Below are 16475 nucleotides of genomic sequence, written 5' to 3'. Positions count from 1 at the left end.
CCGCCCCGATGTCCTCCGCCGTGAGGGCGGCCAAACATCACGCTACACCGCACCTCCCAGCGCGGTTAACAATTTAAAACGTTATAAACGCGGTTACGTCAAGTCCTTCCTCGACTCCCGAGAAAAATATGATTAGTTCGATAAATATTGATTTTATTTGATTTTTTCTGATCGCTTAAGAAACCGTAAAAATTTAAATCGTTTGCATTGATTGATTGCGTGCCGGTTTCATCGTGTTATTGTAGCCGCGATCCAGCACGGAATGTCCCTAGTGACCGAATCGTCCCAACTGCAACGCGGTGAAAATCCGGATGGTGCGCAAAAGCGCGGCAAGCCGACCTTGCGTACCATCGCGACACTGACCGGTCTTGCGGTGACGACGGTTTCGCGCGCACTCAGCGACGCGCCGCAAATATCAGTCGAGACGCGCGAGCGCGTCCATCGCATTGCCCGCGAGATCGGCTACCTGCCGGACCGGGCGGCCCAGCGCCTCAAGACAGGCCGCACCAACGTCATCAGCATCCTTCTCGATCCGCATCAGGAAGTGGTCGGCTTCGGCACGGCCATCATGTACGGCATCGCCAAGGTGCTGAAAGAGACATCCTATCACCTCGTCGTCGCCCCGAACTTCCTGTCGACGACCGATCTCGAGGCAGCGGAATATATCGTCCGCAACAATTTCGCCGACGGCCTGATCTTCACGCGGACGGAACCCTTCGATGCGAGGGTGCGGATGCTGCAGGAAGTCGGCTTTCCCTTTGTCTGTCACGGCCGCACCGAGTTTTCGACACCGCATCCTTACGTCGATTACGACAATTATGCCTTCGCCTACGAAGCCACCCGGCGCCTGATCGCCAAGGGCAGGAAGAAGGTCACAGTCGTCATGCCGCCGAAACGGCTGACCTTCAGCCAGCACATCCTTCATGGCTTCATGACCGCCGTGCGCGAGGCCGGCGTCGCCTACGAGATATCGGAAGCGGTCACGCTCGATTCACCGGCCAACGAGATCAGAGATTTCTTTCGGGCGCGTGCCGCGGCACCCGATGTTCCAGACGGGTTCGTCTGTCCGGGCGAGGTTTCGGCGCTGGCGCTCGTCACCGCCATGAATGATGCGGGGCGCGTTCTCGCGGAAGACTACGATATCGTCGCCAAGGAGACCTCGCATCTCCTCACGCATCTGCAGCCGAAGATCGACACCATATACGAGGATCTGGTCGAGGCGGGCGAACATCTCGGCCAGATGCTTCTTCAGCGCATCGGCAATCCGGCAGCAGAGAGCCAGAGCCTGCTCCTGCCGCCGCAGATCAATTTTCCGGTAGCCTAAGCTGCGTCACGCCCCGCCGTCGGCTTTTCGCGGAAAGCGAAGACTTCGACCGGCTCGCCAAGCCCGCGCAGGGGAAAAGTGCCGAGATTGTCCATCTCTTCCGTGCAGGTCGCCATCTCGACGAAAGCGCGAGACAACAGTACCGGCCGCTTAACCTCCTTGGTCAAGGTTTCAAGCCGCGAGGCGACGTTGACTGCCGGGCCGATGACCGTGAAATCCAGCCGCCGGCTCGAACCGATATTGCCGTACATCACGTCGCCGACGTGGACGCCGACGCCGTAGCGCAGGGGATCACGCCCCAGGCGCTGATGTTGCTCATTCACTTTCGCCATCGCCTCCTGCCCTTCCCGGATCGCCGTCAGCAGATCCTCGCAAGCCGAAGGCTTCGACAGCGGGAAGATGGCGAGCAGCCCATCGCCCATGAACTTCAGGATTTCGCCGCCGTGCCGTTCGATCGGATCGGACATGGCATCGAAATAATCGTTGAGCAACTGGATGACGTCGTCGCGCGGCCAGAGATCGGAGATCGCCGTGAAATCGCGCAGGTCGCAGATCATGATCGCCGCGCCGACGGTCGTGCCGCTGCCGCGGGTGATGACGCCGGAGAGAATCTGTTCGCTCGCATGCGGCCCGACATAGGTCTGCAGCAGCGTGCGCGCCATGATGTTCTTGAGCCTGATCTCGCTGACGAGAGTGAGAGCCGGCAGCAGATCGCGCAGGAAATCCACGTGTTCGCCGGTAAAACCGCCTGGCCTATTGGTGGAGAACGTAACGACGTGGCGCTTGTCGAACGTATGATCGATCGGCCAGGCGATATATTCGGAATAGCCGTCGTCGCGCAGTTCCTGGTAGAAGGGATAATCGTCGCCCTCCCATAAATCCTCAAGGTTCTTCCGCACCTCGTTGGTGCCTTTGTGGATCTCATTGACCGGGCTGTTAAGGAACTGCGGCGTGGTTTCCACCCCGTAGGCAAAGGTGTTGATCTTTGCCTCTTCCATGCCCTCGACCCACAGGATGCGGGCTCCGATCCATTGCGGATGGTTGGTGCGGAAATGCAGGCTGGAGCGGTTCACCGGTACGCCGGCTGCCAGCAGCCGCTTGCACATCTCCACCAGGATATTGTCGATGAAACGCTCGCCGCGGGTCTCGTTGATCAGCCAATCGAGAATTCGGCGCCTGCGGATTGGCCAGACGCCTTCGGCAGCTTCGCTTGCCGGATCAGTCGTTTCGAAAGAGGGCCTCATGAAAAACTCCCGCTACGCCACATTCAACGAATACATATCGGGCTGAATGTGGGCGATAGCGGGCCGAATGATAAGAGGCTTCGTAAAGATAAACCTCAGAAATCCCAGTCTTCGTCCTCGGTCGCCACCGCCTTGCCGATGACATAGGAGGAGCCGGAACCCGAGAAGAAGTCGTGGTTTTCATCGGCATTCGGCGAAAGCGCAGACAGGATTGCCGGATTGACCTTGCAGGCTTCGGCCGGAAACAGCGCCTCGTACCCGAGGTTCATCAACGCCTTGTTGGCGTTGTAATGCAGGAACTTCTTGACGTCCTCCGTCAGCCCAACGCCATCATAGAGCGCTTCCGTATATCTAGCCTCGTTGTCGTAGAGTTCGAGGAGCAGATCGAAGGCGAAGTCCTTGATCTCCTGCCGGCGCTCTTCTGAGAGTTTTTCCAGTCCGCGCTGGAACTTGTAGCCGATATAATAGCCATGCACGGCTTCATCTCTGATAATGAGGCGGATCATGTCGGCCGTGTTGGTGAGCTTGGCGCGGCTCGACCAGTACATCGGCAGATAGAAGCCGGAATAGAAGAGGAAACTCTCGAGGAAGACGCTCGCGACTTTCTTCTTCAAGGGATCGCCGGACGCATAGTGCTCCATGATCAGCGCCGACTTCTTCTGCAGGAACTCATTCTCTTCCGACCAGCGATAGGCATCGTCGACATCAGGCGTGAGGCAGAGCGTGGAGAAGATCGAGGAATAGGAGCGTGCATGCACCGCCTCCATGAAGGAGATGTTGGATAGCACCGCCTCCTCATGCGGTGTCGCGGCATCGGCCATCAGCTTGACCGCGCCGACACCGTTCTGGATCGTATCGAGCAGCGTCAGCCCGGTGAAGACGCGGATCGTCAGCTGCTGTTCGGCCGGCGTCAGTGTCCCCCAGGAGGGAATGTCGTTCGACAGCGGCACCTTTTCCGGCAGCCAGAAATTGCCGGTCAGGCGGTTCCAGACTTCGAGATCCTTGTCGTCCTCGATACGGTTCCAGTTGATGGCACGCACGCGGCTGACCGGCTTGAATTGCATGTTCATGATGTTCTCCGGTCGGTTAGAGCGTGCAGGAAACGCAGCCCTGCACCTCGGTGCCGGACAGCGCCATCTGGCGAAGGCGGATGTAATAGATCGTCTTGATGCCCTTCTTCCAGGCATGGATCTGGGCACGGTTGATGTCGCGCGTCGTTGCCGTGTCGCGGAAGAACAGCGTCAGCGACAGGCCCTGATCAACATGCTGGGTGGCAGCCGCATAGGTATCAATGATCTTTTCCGCGCCGATCTCGTAGGCATCCTCGTAATAATCGAGATTGTCGTTGGTCATGAACGGCGCCGGATAATAGACCCGGCCGATCTTGCCTTCCTTGCGGATCTCGATCTTCGAGACGATCGGATGGATCGAGGAGGTCGAGTGATTGATGTACGAAATCGAGCCCGTCGGCGGTACCGCCTGCAGGTTCTGGTTATAGAGCCCGGAGGCCATCACCGCTTTTTTCAATTCAAGCCAGTCTTCCTGCGTAGGGATATGTATGCCGGCATCGTCGAACAACGACTGAACCTTCTCGGTCGCCGGCTTCCATTCCTGCTCAGTATATTTGTCGAAATAATCGCCAGAGGCATATTTCGAATTCTCGAAGCCCTTGAAGCTTGAACCGCGCTCAGCCGCCAGCCGGTTGGAAGCGCGGATCGCGTGATAGGTCACCATGTAGAAATAGATATTGGTGAAATCGACGCCTTCTTCCGAACCGTAATGGATGCGCTCACGGGCAAGGTAACCATGCAGGTTCATCTGTCCCAAGCCAATCGCATGGCTGTCATCATTGCCCTTCTCGATCGACGGCACCGAGGAGATATGGCTCATATCGGAAACCGCCGTCAGTGCGCGGATCGAAGTTTCTATCGTCTTGCCGAAATCGGACGAATCCATCGCCATGGCGATGTTCAGTGAGCCGAGATTGCACGAGATATCCTTACCCATCGTCTTGTAGGAAAGGTCGTCGTTGAATTCGCTCGCTTCACTGACCTGCAGGATTTCCGAGCAGAGGTTGCTCATGCTGATGCGGCCGGCGATCGGGTTTGCCCGGTTCACCGTGTCTTCGAACATGATGTAGGGATAGCCGCTCTCGAACTGTATTTCGGCGATCATCTGGAAGAATTCGCGGGCCTTGATCTTCTTCTTGGTGATACGGGCATCCGCCACCATCTCGCGATACTTTTCCGTCACCGATATCTCGGTGAAGGGCACGCCATAGACCCGCTCCACGTCATAGGGCGAGAAGAGGTACATATCCTCATTGTTCTTGGCGAGCTCGAAGGTGATGTCAGGCACGACGACGCCGAGCGACAGCGTCTTGATACGGACCTTCTCGTCGGCATTTTCGCGCTTGGTATCGAGGAAGCGCATGATGTCAGGGTGATGGGCGTTGAGATACACGGCACCCGCGCCCTGCCGCGCACCGAGCTGGTTGGCATAGGAGAACGAGTCTTCGAGCAGCTTCATGACGGGGATGATGCCGGAAGACTGGTTTTCGATCTGCTTGATCGGCGCACCGGCCTCGCGGATGTTCGTCAAGGACAGCGCAACGCCACCGCCGCGTTTGGACAGCTGCAGCGCCGAATTGATGGAGCGGCCGATCGATTCCATATTGTCTTCGACACGCAGCAGGAAGCAGGAGACGAGTTCGCCACGCTGCTTCTTGCCGGCATTGAGGAAGGTCGGCGTTGCCGGCTGGAAACGGCCGGAGATGATCTCTTCCATCAGATCGCGGGCAAGCTGCTCATTGCCTCTGGCAAGCGCCAGCGCCACCATGCAGATACGGTCTTCGTAGCGCTCCAGATAACGCTTACTGTCGAAGGTCTTCAGCGTGTAGCTGGTGTAATATTTGAAGGCGCCGAGGAAAGTCGGGAACCGGAACTTCTTGGCATAGGCTTCGTCGAACAGGTCGCGGACGAAATTGAAGGAATACTGGTCGAGCACTTCCTGCTCGTAATAGCCTTCAGTCACCAGGTAATCGAGCTTCTCCCTGAGATTATGGAAGAACACCGTGTTCTGGTTCACATGCTGCAGAAAATACTGCTTGGCCGCCATGCGATCCTTGTCGAGCTGGATCTTGCCCTCATCGTCATAGAGGTTCAGCATCGCGTTCAGCGCGTGATAATCCAGCGCCTCCAAGGCCTTCAGCGGCTTGGCGCCCGCATCCCGCGTCAGATTTGTCCCCGTGTCCAAAATCGTCCCATCCCGTCTTTGACATTGGCGACATCCTCGGCAGTCCCCAGGAGCTCGAACCGGTAGAGGTAAGGCACCTGGCACTTCTGCGAGATTACGTCGCCGGCAAGCCCGTAGGTCTCGCCGAAATTGCTGTTGCCCGCAGCAATCACGCCGCGGATGTTGGAGCGGTTTTCCGCATCGTTGAGGAAACGGATCACCTGCTTGGGCACGGCGCCCTTTACGATCCCGGGGCCGCCGTCGCCGCAATAGGTGGGCGAGATCAGCACATAGGGTTCGCGAATGTGGATGTCCTCAGCGCCGAGGGGAATGCGCGCCGCGCGCAGTCCCAGCTTCTCGACGAAACGATGGGTATTCTCGGACCGGCTGGAATAATAGACGATCAGGCCCACCACTCTTCTCCGATCAGGAGAGCGCGCTGATCATATCGGGACGGAAACCCGCCCAATGGTTCTCGCCGGCAACGACGACCGGAACCTGCATGTAGCCCATGCCGCGAACGCGATCGAGCGCGTCGGCATCTTCGGAGATATCGATGATCTGATAGTCGACGCCCAGACGGTCGAGGGCGCGGTAGGTAGCGGTGCACTGTACGCAGGCAGGCTTGCTGTAAACGGTAACGCTCATCATGTTCCTCGTGATTTCAATGGATTCCGGACGCAATACTGGGATCGGGCGCCTTGCGGCGTCCGAGGCAGCGCTTGATATTGATCTGGCAAGGTTGGCGCCTTACACGCCGAATTCGACCCCTCGCGGGATTTGCGCGGGCAGCGGCTTTGATATTCTCGACATGACTTCAACCCCGAAGTTCTCATGCGGACGTTCGGGGGCAGCGCAACAGCTGCGGATTTCATCCGCCTCATACATACGCGACCTTCCGGACACCCCGCCCGTGGACATCTAGTTCAAGGCAGGTCTCCTGGCTCGCGGGTCGAAGCACCCTGCCCCCAGCCTTCCCAAAGCTTCATGCCTCAGTGACCTGAAATCGGACAGTTGCTCGCCGCTTACAGTTGCGGGGGCAGCTCCGGCCTTGTTTTGCCCTCATGGCAAAACGCACCGTATTCCCATCTTAGCCTGCGATCCCTAGCGAATCGAAGGAACCTTGAACACTAGATATAGTACGCGAATCCCAGTTTGCGTCAACGGATGGTTTGTGCATCGCGTTACGGTATGTTTGAAATCACTGCATTCCTGTGAAAAACGTGGTTAACGAACGCTTAAAGAAAGCAGGCTGTGGAGAAGGCGCTAATGAAGAGAGCCGGCCTATAGCCGGCTCTCTGATTTTCGAGTCCAGGTTCAGGCCCGAATCGTCGATGCGGCATGTCGTAATATTCGGGCGGCAGCGACCATGTTGACAAGCGCCGGGCGAACCTCTTCCCACCTGCGCGTCTTCAATCCGCAATCCGGATTGATCCAGAGCTGCCCGTCCGTCAGACGCTCGCGCGCCAGCGTCAGGAGCTCCGTCATCTCCTCGACATCAGGAACGCGCGGCGAATGGATGTCGTAGACGCCAGGGCCGATCTCGTTCGGATATTTGTAGCTGCGGAAAGCTTCCAGCAGTTCCATCTTCGAACGCGACGTTTCGATGGAGATTACATCGGCATCCATCGCCGCAATGGCATCGATGATCTGGTTGAACTCCGAATAGCACATATGCGTATGGATCTGCGTTTCGTCCGCCACGCCGGAGGCGCATAGGCGAAAACTCTCGACGGCCCAGTCGAGATAGGTCTTCCAGTCGGCCTTGCGCTGCGGCAGGCCTTCGCGGAGCGCCGCCTCGTCGATCTGGATCATTGCCGCACCGGCCTTTTCAAGATCGAGCACCTCGTCGCGGATCGCCAGCGCGATCTGCCGGCTGACATCGGCGCGGGAAAGATCGTCGCGCACGAAGGACCAATTGAGGATCGTCACCGGCCCGGTCAGCATGCCTTTGACCGGCTTCTCCGTCAGCGACTGCGCATAGCGCCACCACTCCACCGTCATCGGTACGGGGCGGGAGACATCGCCGAAGATGATGGGTGGCCGGACATAGCGCGAGCCGTAGCTCTGCACCCAGGCATGTTGCGTGAAGGCGAAGCCGAAAAGCTGCTCGCCAAAATACTGCACCATGTCATTGCGCTCGAATTCGCCGTGGACGAGCACGTCGAGGCCGATTTCCTCCTGCCAGCGGATCGCTGCTTCGGTTTCCTTTTTCAGGAAGGCATCGTAATCCGCCTCGCTGATCGTGCCCTTGGCGAAGGCCGAGCGGGACTTGCGCACGTCAGCCGTCTGCGGGAAAGAGCCGATCGTCGTCGTCGGGAACAGCGGCAGGCGAAGCTTACGCTCCTGCAGGCCGGTCCGCTCGGCAAAATCGCTGCCGCGCGTCTTCATCGCCTCGTCGATCGCGGCAACCCGCTGTCTGACCTTCAGATCATGTACGTGCGTAGATGCGGCGCGCGATGCAACGGCCTGCGAGGCTGCCGCAATCACCTGGGAGGCCTTGCCGGCATCGCCAAGCGCTGCGAGCTCATCAAGCTTCTGGGCAGCGAAGGCGAGCCATGATTTCAGCTCACCATCCAGCCCGCTCTCCAGTTCCAGATCGATCGGCACGTGCAGCAGCGAGCAGGACGGCGCGATCTGTAGCCGGTCCGCACCAAAATGCTGGACAAGCGGCTCGATTCTTTTCTGGATCGCCGCAAGGTCTGCCTTCCAGATATTACGCCCGTCGATGAGGCCAAGCGACAGCGTCAGGTCGCTGGATGTCTTGAGAAGGGCATCGATATGCTGTGGAGCGCGAACGAGATCGACATGCAGTCCGGCCACCGGCAGCGAGAGCGCCGTCGGCAGATTGTCGCCGATCTCGCCGAAATAGGTGGCGAGCATGATCTTCAGGTCGGGTACCAATTCATGCAGCGCACGATAGGTATGCTGCAGTGCTGCCTGCTCTTCCTGTGAAAGATCGAGCACGAAGCAAGGTTCGTCGATCTGCACCCAGTCGGCACCGGCTGCACGAAGTTCTGCCAGTACTTTTGCATAGACGGGCAACAAGCGTGCAAGCAGGTCGATCGGCTGGAAGCCCTCTTCGCTTCCTTTGGCGAGTTTCAGGAAGGTGACCGGACCGAGGATGACCGGCCGGGTGTGGATGCCAAGTGTCTTCGCCTCGATGAAGGCATCGAGCGGCCTGTTCGCCGTCAGGGCAAAGGTCTGATCGATGCCGAGTTCCGGCACCATGTAGTGATAGTTCGTGTCGAACCACTTCGTCATTTCCAGCGCCGGCACGCCATGCCCGTAATGGTGCGGATGGCCGCAATCGGCATGCGCCTCTTCGCCGGTTGAGCCACGCGCCATGGCGAAATAGGTATCGAGCGCCACATGGCCGCCCTTCCACCCATAGGCCGAAGGAATGGCGCCGACCATGACGGCCGTATCGAGCACATGGTCGTAAAGCGAGAAATCGTTCGAGGGGACGACGTCGATCCCCTTCTCTTTCTGCAAGGCCCAATTTTCGGCCCGCAGCCGCTTGCCGACATCGAGAAGCGCGCCGGCATCGGATTTGCCGGCCCAGTAGCTTTCCAGTGCGAATTTGAGTTCGCGATGCTTTCCGATCCTGGGAAAGCCGAGATTTGCAGTCTTGATGGTCATTTCCTTACCCCGAAGGTTATGGGCAAGGCTGCGGCGCAACGCATCGACGAGAGACGGCCATGGGAATGCCGTCTCGCGCAAAGCGGCACACCGGGACACCCCGCCCGTGGACGTTATCTATCGCGGCAGGTCTCCTGGCTTGCGGGTCATCGACATCGTCCAGTCTTCCCGGGCGTCTTCCCAGTGACGTCTTAGGACGGTGTCTCTCCGCTTACAGTTGCGGGGGCAGCTCCGGTCTTGGCGATTACCGCACCGAATTCCCTCTTAGCTCGGGATTGTCTGATCCCAAGAACCAACGATGCGGCAAGCATGCACCCGCCGCATCGCAACGTCAAGATCACATAAAGAAATCTTTATGTCTTTATCTGAAGGAGGCGAAGCGCATTCATCGTCACCAGCACGGTCGCGCCCGTATCCGCAAGAATCGCCGGCCACAGGCCGGTAATGCCGGCAATGGTGGTAATAAGGAACACGGCCTTCAGCCCGAGAGCCATGGTGATGTTCTGGATGATATTGCGCATCGTCCGCTTCGAAAGCTCGATCATGCGCGCCACATCACCAACGCGCCCGTGCAGCACGGCCGCATCCGCCGTTTCCAGCGCCACATCGGTGCCGCCGCCCATGGCGATGCCGACATCGGCAGCGGCAAGTGCCGGCGCATCATTGATGCCGTCACCCACCTTGGCGACGAATAGACCTTCCTTCTTCAACTCGCCAACAATGCGCTGCTTGTCCTGCGGCAGGAGTTCGCCGCGCCAGTCGATGCCGAGATCGCCGGCAACGGCTGCCGCCGTGCGCTTGTTGTCGCCAGTCAGCATGATGGCGCGTACGCCCGCTGCCTTCAGCGTCGCAAGCCCGCTCTTTGCGTCTTCACGAGGTTCATCACGCATGGCGATGAGACCGGCTGCGACACCATTGACGAGCAGTACCGAGACGCTCTTGCCCGCCCCGTTCAGCACCGCGACCTGCTCGTCCTGTTCCGCATTCAGCGCCCCGCGCTCGCGCGCAGCCGGCGGCGACAGGAGATCGAGCGTCTCCCCACCCACCTTGCCGGTCATGCCCTTGCCGGGAAGCGCTTCGACTTCGAAAGCCGGCGGTACGGGCACACGGTCTGCCTTGGCACGGTTGAGAATTGCCAACGCCAGCGGATGGCTGGAGCCCTGCTCCAGAACGGCAGCGCGCGAAAGCACCTCCACCTCTGTGCGTCCATAGGAAATTATATCGGTGACCTGCGGTTTGCCTTCGGTCAGCGTACCGGTTTTATCGAAGGCAACGGCCGTCACCTTCCCAAGCGATTCCAGAACCGCGCCACCCTTCATCAGCAGACCGCGGCGCGCACCCGCCGAAAGCGAGGCGGCAATCGCCGCCGGCGTCGAAATGACCAGCGCACAGGGGCAGCCGATCAGCAGGATTGCGAGACCTTTATAGACCCATTCGCCCCATGCCCCACCCATCAGGAGCGGCGGCAGGACGGCGACCAGCGCCGCCACGACGACGACACCAGGCGTATAATAACGGGAGAAGCGATCGATGAAGCGCTCCGTCGGCGCCTTCGATTCCTGGGCTTCCTCCACCAGCTTGACGACGCGGGCAATCGTATTGTCCTCGGCAGCGGCCGTGACACGGACGCGCAGCGCCGCATCGCCATTGACCGTGCCGGCGAAGACCGTCTCGCCTGCGCCCTTGCGCACCGGCGTGCTTTCGCCCGTCACCGGCGCTTCATCGATCGCACTTTCGCCGGAAACAATTGTACCGTCGGCGGAAATCCGGTCTCCCGGACGCACGAGAATGATGGAGCCGACGGAAAGCGTCTCAGCCGGCACTTCCTTCACCTCGCCGCCCGTCTCGAGCAGCGCATTCTTCGGCACCAGCGTCGTCAGCGACTGGATGCTGGCGCGCGCCTTGCCGGCAGCCACCCCTTCCAGCAATTCACCGACGAGGAACAGGAAGACGACCGTCGCCGCCTCTTCGCCGGCATTGATGATGACAGCGCCGACAGCGGCAATCGTCATCAGCATTTCGATCGAAAAGGGCGTGCCGGAAAGGGCGGCCATGACCGCGCGGCGCGCAATCGGCACCAGCCCGACCAGCATGGCGACGATGAAGGCATAGGAAGCGATCGATGGCACCAGGTGGCCGAGCACATAAGCAGCAACGAGTGCGAGGCCGGAAAAGATCGTCAACCGGCCCTTCTTGCTCTGCCACCAGGGGCCGGTCATCGGCCCGTGATCATGGCCGTGCAGACCCTCGATCTCCTCGTCGCCATGCGAATGATCGTGATCATGGCCTTCGTGACCATGATCGTCATGGTCGTGGCCATGGTGCTCATGCCCATCGTGATCGTGGTCATGGTCGTGCCCATGATCGTGGTCGTGACCCGCATGGTCATGGCCGACCTTGCTCTCGCGAACAGGAGCCTTGCCGGTGAGCGGAGCAACCGAATAGCCGAGGCCGGTTACCCTCTTCTCGATCGCTTTGAGATCGCTGCTGCCATCGTGGCGCACCGTCATCGTGCCTGCCGTCACCGACACAGAGACGTCTTCGACGCCGGGCACGCGCCTGACGGCCGTATCGATTTTCGTTGCGCAGGCGGCGCAATCCATGCCGCCAACCCGGTACCGTGCCTGTGCTGCTTCGCTCATGATTTCGATCCTTGCTTGTAAGCAGTATCGTTCCTACATCCTCTAGCGACTAGAGGTGCAAGAGGAAAATCATGAAAAAGATCACCATCGGCGAAGCCGCCCGCCAGAGCGGCGTCAAGGTGCCGACGATCCGCTATTATGAAGGCATCGGCCTGTTGTCTGCGCCGAGCCGCAGCGAGGGCAATCAGCGCTCCTACGAGCCATCGGACCTCAACCGCCTCGCCTTCATCCGCCACGCCCGCGAACTCGGCTTCGAGATCGAGGCGATCCGCACATTGCTGCAGCTGCAGGACGACCCGCACCAGTCCTGTGCCTCCGCCGATGCCATCGCCAAGGCCCGCCTGATCGAGGTCGAACAGCGCATCCGCAGTCTCAATGCCCTGAAGGCCGAGCTGGAACAGATGGTCGAAGGCTGCGGCCATGGCCGCGTCGATCAATGCCGGGTCATCGAGGTGCTCGCCGATCACGGCAAGTGCGTGCATCCGCATCACTGAGACTTGCGCTCGCTAACCGCCCGCGCCAAGAAGGCGCTATGAACCAGAAGACGATCGCGATCATCGGCGGCGGCCCCGCCGGCCTTTCGGCAGCCGAAGTGCTGTCGGCGAGTGGTCATGCCGTTTCCATCTATGACACGATTCCGACCTTTGCCCGCAAGTTCCTGCTCGCCGGCAAGTCCGGGCTCAACATCACCCATTCCGAAGATTACGAGCGTTTCGCCACCCGCTTCGGCAATGCCAATCCCCGCCTGCGCGCCGCCCTCAACGCCTTCACCCCGGCCGATATCCGCGCCTGGGCGGCAGACCTCGGCACCGAAACCTTCGTCGGTTCCTCCGGCCGGGTCTTTCCCAATGTCATGAAAGCCTCGCCGTTGCTGCGCGCCTGGCTCGCCCGCCTGGAAGCCCGCGGCGTCAGCTTCTTCACCCGCCATCGCTGGATCGGCTTTGCAGAAGGCGGCCATGTTTTCGAAACACCCGACGGCTGCAAGACCATATCCTGCGACGCCACACTGCTCGCACTCGGCGGTGCCAGCTATCCGCGTCTCGGCTCGGATGCCGGTTGGCTGCCGCTGCTCTCCGGCAGCGGCGTAGTGATCGCGCCGTTTCAGCCCGCCAATTGCGGTTTCGATGTCACCTGGAGTGACCTCTTCCGAGAACGCTTTGCCGGAGAGCCGCTGAAATCCGTTACGGCAACATCACGCGCCGGGACATTTCCGGGCGAGTTCGTCATCAGCAAACATGGCATCGAAGGAAGCCTGATCTATGCACACTCTGCCGCTTTGCGTGATGATCTGCTGGCCCATGGTGAGGCAACGCTGACAATCGATCTTGCTCCTGGCCGCACTCTGGATCGGCTGTTTCGCGATCTCGCCCGACAGGATGCCAAGACGAGCTTTTCCAACCGCCTGCGTAAGGGCGCGGGTCTCGACGGTGTGAAGGCTGCTCTGTTGCGTGAGTTGGTGCCGGAAGCCGATCGCAACGATCCGCACAAACTCGCTGCCGCCATCAAGTCCCTGCCGATCCCGTTGCTGCGCCCACGCCCCATCGCCGAGGCCATATCCTCTGCGGGCGGCATCGCCTTCAGCGAAATCGACGAGACCTATATGCTGAAACATCTCCCCGGCGTCTTTGCAGCCGGAGAGATGCTGGATTGGGAGGCGCCGACGGGCGGCTATCTGCTGACAGCCTGTTTCGCCACGGGCCGGGCCGCAGCAAGAGGCATCGAGGGCTGGCTCAGCCGAAGGTGAAGGCGAAAGCCTGCACGCCGGGATCGAGGAAATGGATCTCGAACGTGTGGTCGCCGACCGGCCCGGCTTCACGCACGAGCTGGTAGAGCCGCTGCCCCGTCACCGTGCCATTGCCGTCGGCATCCGTATCGACACCGTGCCCATCGCCCGGCGCCTTGCCATCGACCGTCACCTTGAAGCGTACCGGCTTGCCATCCGCACCAGGTCCCAGAACCAGATGCAGGTCGCGGGCATGGAACCGGTAATAGATGCTGCCATCGACGCCGTTCAGCGTTGCCTGTTCAGGGCCGACCGTCCAGTTGCCGGTGAGGCCCCACTCATTGAGCTTGGGCGGCGCGGCGACATAGTCATGAGCCGCATCGTTGACCGTGCCCTTGTCATCGCCGAAGTTCTGCGAGCGTGAGTAGCCGACATAGGTTTCCGGAGACTGCACATTCGCCGCATCCGAAGCAGCTTCGGCGCCGGTCGCCTTCACATCGACAATGTCGCTGGAAACGCCGGTCTTGCCGGCTTCGGCCAGCAGTTGCTGGATTACCCGTTCGGACTGGTCGTAATCGCCCTCGCCGAAATGGTGGTGCCGGATCTGCCCTTTCGCATCGATGAAATAATGCGCCGGCCAGTATTCGTTGTCGAAGGCACGCCAGATCGCATAGTCGTTGTCGACGGCGACCGGATAGGTGATGCCGAGATCGGAAATCGCCTTCTTCACATTGTCGACATTCTTCTCGAAGGCGAATTCCGGCGAGTGCACGCCGATGACGACGAGGCCCTGATCCTTGTATTTCTCCGCCCAGGCTTTGACATAGGGAATGGCGCGCAGGCAGTTGATGCAGGAATAGGTCCAGAAGTCGACGAGCACGACCTTGCCCTTCAGCTGCTCGGCCGTCAGCGGCCCCGAATTCAACCATTGCACCGCGCCGTCGAGCGGTGGCATCTGTCCCTCGACAGGCAGCTGCTCGGCAGCACCCTTCGGCTTCATCGCCATCATCATCTGATTGCCGCCGCTCATGGCCATCGAGCCGCCACCGCCAGCCGGCATGACGACAGACTTCATCGCGCCGCCCGCATTGTCGGCCGTCTGCTGCCGCGTATGGAACCGATCGACCAGCCCCTGTTCCAGAACATTGGTGCTGGCAAGCGAAGCCTGTGTCAGGAAACCGGTATCGAGGCCAAGCGCGATCGCCACGACAGCGACGAGAACAGCCACGCCGACGCCACGCCGCAGCCAGTCGCCGACTCCAAGAGATCGTTTCATGGCCTGATAGACCTGGCCACCGATCAAAAGCGCAAGCGCAAGCGAGGTTGCTGCCCCGAGCGCATAGGCAAGCAGTAGCAGCGTCGTGCCGACATTCGCACCCTGCAGTGCCGCACCGGTGAGGATCAGGCCGAGAACCGGCCCGGCGCAGGGCGCCCAGAGCAAGCCGGTCGCAACCCCAAGCAGCAGCGAGGCGGCAATAGCCGAACCACCGCCACGCGTACTTTTATCGGCGGACTGTGACAGGCGCGCGCCCAGCGAAACGAGCGGCCGCGTCAGGTAGTCGGACAGTGCCGGAAACAGCAGGATGACGCCGAAGATCGCAAGCAGCACGATGGCGGCATAGCGGCCATATTCATTTGCCTGCACGGCCCATCCGCCGCCGACAGCCGCCAGTGTCGCGACCCCGGCAAATGTCGCGGCCATGCCGACGAGCATCGGCAGCGTACTGCGCAAGAAAGGCTGGCCGGCACGGGCGAAAACGAAGGGCAGCACCGGCAGGATGCAGGGGCTGACGATCGTCAGCACCCCGCCGAGATAGGCAAGGCCGAAGAGAAGCATCGCAATAATCCGTCTATCAGGCAGAAGCCGGGTGGAATGTCATGGCCACGCCGTTCATGCAGTAGCGCAATCCGGTCGGCTTCGGTCCATCGTTGAAGACGTGACCCAGATGCCCACCGCAGCGACCGCAATGAACGGCATCGCGCACCGTGCCGAAAGACGTGTCGCGCGTAGTGCCGACGACCTTGTCGTCAAGGGGAGCCCAGAAACTCGGCCAGCCCGTTCCGCTGTCGAATTTCGTGGTCGAGGAAAAGGCCTCCTGATCGCAGCCCGCGCAGGCAAAATTGCCCTTGCGCTCTTCGTGCAGCAGCGGGCTGGAGAAAGGATATTCCGTTCCCTCCTGCCGCAGCACCGAATATTGATCCGGCGTCAGAAGCTTGCGCCACTCTTCGTCGGTATGGGTAACGGCGAAGCTCTGCTCCGCCATGGCATGGCTGCCAAAACCGAAGCGCAGGGCAAAGGCGCCAAGTCCGGCAGTGGTCAGCAGCAATCGTCTGTTCATCATCGCTTTGCTCTCCTAGTCAGCAGCTGTGACAGGTTCTCTTGTCTGGTAGACAACGCCGGGTGGGACTTATTCCCGGCATGGCGATTTTTCTTTCGGTGTTGCCTACTGAGGAAACTACGAAGCCGCGTTGCGATCTGTTTCACTGTCAGCAGCGCAAACACTGAAATGTGAAGTCCGCGATATCAGCAGCCGGCGCCCGCCGGCCGTTGTATCCAGGGAAATACGACGCCATTCCGCAAAATCAGCCTCGGCAAGCAGCCGGCTGCGCAGATTATCGCGATCACGATGCTCGGACGGACAGCGCAACTGTCTCAGAAATGCGAC

Annotated in this window: 12 protein-coding genes and 2 riboswitches; of the genes, 3 read left to right on the top strand and 9 right to left on the bottom strand. The window is 60.2% G+C overall.

Annotation, left to right across the window (positions count from 1 at the left end; genetic code table 11):
* The first annotated feature begins 271 nt into the window (after positions 1-271).
* A complete protein-coding gene (locus tag PMI11_RS19550) occupies positions 272-1324 on the top strand; it encodes a LacI family transcriptional regulator (protein WP_007820364.1) in 1053 nt (350 codons plus the stop codon).
* Here PMI11_RS19550 and PMI11_RS19545 read toward each other — a convergent pair.
* From PMI11_RS19545 to PMI11_RS19510, 7 genes are all read right to left on the bottom strand, one after another.
* The gene (locus tag PMI11_RS19545; protein ID WP_007820363.1) at positions 1321-2568 is read right to left on the bottom strand and encodes an adenylate/guanylate cyclase domain-containing protein; all 1248 of its coding nucleotides are present in this window, start codon (positions 2566-2568) and stop codon (positions 1321-1323) included. The genes PMI11_RS19550 and PMI11_RS19545 overlap by 4 nt on opposite strands.
* A gap of 95 nt (positions 2569-2663) precedes the next feature.
* Complete coding sequence (gene nrdF, locus PMI11_RS19540; protein ID WP_007820362.1) at positions 2664-3638, bottom strand: class 1b ribonucleoside-diphosphate reductase subunit beta; 975 nt, start codon at positions 3636-3638, stop codon at positions 2664-2666.
* A gap of 16 nt (positions 3639-3654) precedes the next feature.
* Positions 3655-5823: a class 1b ribonucleoside-diphosphate reductase subunit alpha gene (nrdE, locus tag PMI11_RS19535; protein ID WP_007820360.1), complete on the bottom strand. Its 2169-nt coding sequence runs from the start codon at positions 5821-5823 to the stop codon at positions 3655-3657.
* Positions 5802-6215 carry a class Ib ribonucleoside-diphosphate reductase assembly flavoprotein NrdI gene (gene nrdI / locus PMI11_RS19530; protein WP_007820358.1) on the bottom strand — a complete coding sequence of 138 codons (414 nt, stop codon included), beginning with the start codon at positions 6213-6215 and terminating at the stop codon, positions 5802-5804. The genes nrdE and nrdI overlap by 22 nt, the downstream gene beginning before the upstream one ends.
* A gap of 13 nt (positions 6216-6228) precedes the next feature.
* Complete coding sequence (gene nrdH, locus PMI11_RS19525) at positions 6229-6450, bottom strand: glutaredoxin-like protein NrdH (RefSeq protein WP_007820342.1); 222 nt, start codon at positions 6448-6450, stop codon at positions 6229-6231.
* 264 nt (positions 6451-6714) lie between these two features.
* A riboswitch (cobalamin riboswitch) is annotated at positions 6715-6943 on the bottom strand.
* A 176-nt stretch (positions 6944-7119) separates the two neighbouring features.
* On the bottom strand, positions 7120-9444 hold the full coding sequence (metE, locus tag PMI11_RS19515; protein ID WP_007820338.1) for a 5-methyltetrahydropteroyltriglutamate--homocysteine S-methyltransferase: 2325 nt from the start codon (positions 9442-9444) through the stop codon (positions 7120-7122).
* A gap of 106 nt (positions 9445-9550) precedes the next feature.
* Positions 9551-9756, bottom strand: a riboswitch (cobalamin riboswitch).
* 41 nt (positions 9757-9797) lie between these two features.
* Positions 9798-12086, bottom strand: coding sequence for a heavy metal translocating P-type ATPase (locus PMI11_RS19510; protein ID WP_007820336.1), 2289 nt, complete (start codon positions 12084-12086; stop codon positions 9798-9800).
* Positions 12087-12157: 71 nt separating this feature from the next.
* On the opposite strand from PMI11_RS19510, the gene PMI11_RS19505 reads away from it, so the two are divergent.
* Both PMI11_RS19505 and PMI11_RS19500 read left to right on the top strand, forming a co-directional pair.
* Positions 12158-12580: a MerR family transcriptional regulator gene (locus PMI11_RS19505; protein WP_007820334.1), complete on the top strand. Its 423-nt coding sequence runs from the start codon at positions 12158-12160 to the stop codon at positions 12578-12580.
* Between the two features lie 38 nt (positions 12581-12618).
* Positions 12619-13830: a TIGR03862 family flavoprotein gene (locus PMI11_RS19500; protein ID WP_007820332.1), complete on the top strand. Its 1212-nt coding sequence runs from the start codon at positions 12619-12621 to the stop codon at positions 13828-13830.
* On the opposite strand, the gene PMI11_RS19495 is transcribed toward PMI11_RS19500, so the two are convergent.
* Both PMI11_RS19495 and msrB read right to left on the bottom strand, forming a co-directional pair.
* Positions 13817-15646: a cytochrome c biogenesis protein DipZ gene (locus PMI11_RS19495; RefSeq protein WP_007820329.1), complete on the bottom strand. Its 1830-nt coding sequence runs from the start codon at positions 15644-15646 to the stop codon at positions 13817-13819. The genes PMI11_RS19500 and PMI11_RS19495 overlap by 14 nt on opposite strands.
* Before the next feature lie 16 nt (positions 15647-15662).
* Positions 15663-16151 (bottom strand): peptide-methionine (R)-S-oxide reductase MsrB, encoded by a 489-nt coding sequence (gene msrB / locus PMI11_RS19490; protein WP_007820327.1) that lies wholly within the window; start codon positions 16149-16151, stop codon positions 15663-15665.
* Positions 16152-16475 lie beyond the last annotated feature (324 nt).

Source organism: Rhizobium sp. CF142 (assembly GCF_000281145.1).
GTDB lineage: Bacteria > Pseudomonadota > Alphaproteobacteria > Rhizobiales > Rhizobiaceae > Rhizobium.
This window is presented reverse-complemented; position numbering and strand designations above follow the sequence as displayed.

Bases quoted from the DNA above. Each gene is read 5' to 3' on its own strand.
- nrdH (WP_007820342.1), bottom strand. From the start codon at position 6,450: ATGAGCGTTACCGTTTACAGCAAGCCTGCCTGCGTACAGTGCACCGCT.
- PMI11_RS19500 (WP_007820332.1), top strand. From the start codon at position 12,619: ATGAACCAGAAGACGATCGCGATCATCGGCGGCGGCCCCGCCGGCCTT.
- PMI11_RS19495 (WP_007820329.1), bottom strand. From the start codon at position 15,646: ATGCTTCTCTTCGGCCTTGCCTATCTCGGCGGGGTGCTGACGATCGTC.
- PMI11_RS19505 (WP_007820334.1), top strand. From the start codon at position 12,158: ATGAAAAAGATCACCATCGGCGAAGCCGCCCGCCAGAGCGGCGTCAAG.
- PMI11_RS19545 (WP_007820363.1), bottom strand. From the start codon at position 2,568: ATGAGGCCCTCTTTCGAAACGACTGATCCGGCAAGCGAAGCTGCCGAA.
- metE (WP_007820338.1), bottom strand. From the start codon at position 9,444: ATGACCATCAAGACTGCAAATCTCGGCTTTCCCAGGATCGGAAAGCAT.
- msrB (WP_007820327.1), bottom strand. From the start codon at position 16,151: ATGATGAACAGACGATTGCTGCTGACCACTGCCGGACTTGGCGCCTTT.
- PMI11_RS19510 (WP_007820336.1), bottom strand. From the start codon at position 12,086: ATGAGCGAAGCAGCACAGGCACGGTACCGGGTTGGCGGCATGGATTGC.
- nrdF (WP_007820362.1), bottom strand. From the start codon at position 3,638: ATGAACATGCAATTCAAGCCGGTCAGCCGCGTGCGTGCCATCAACTGG.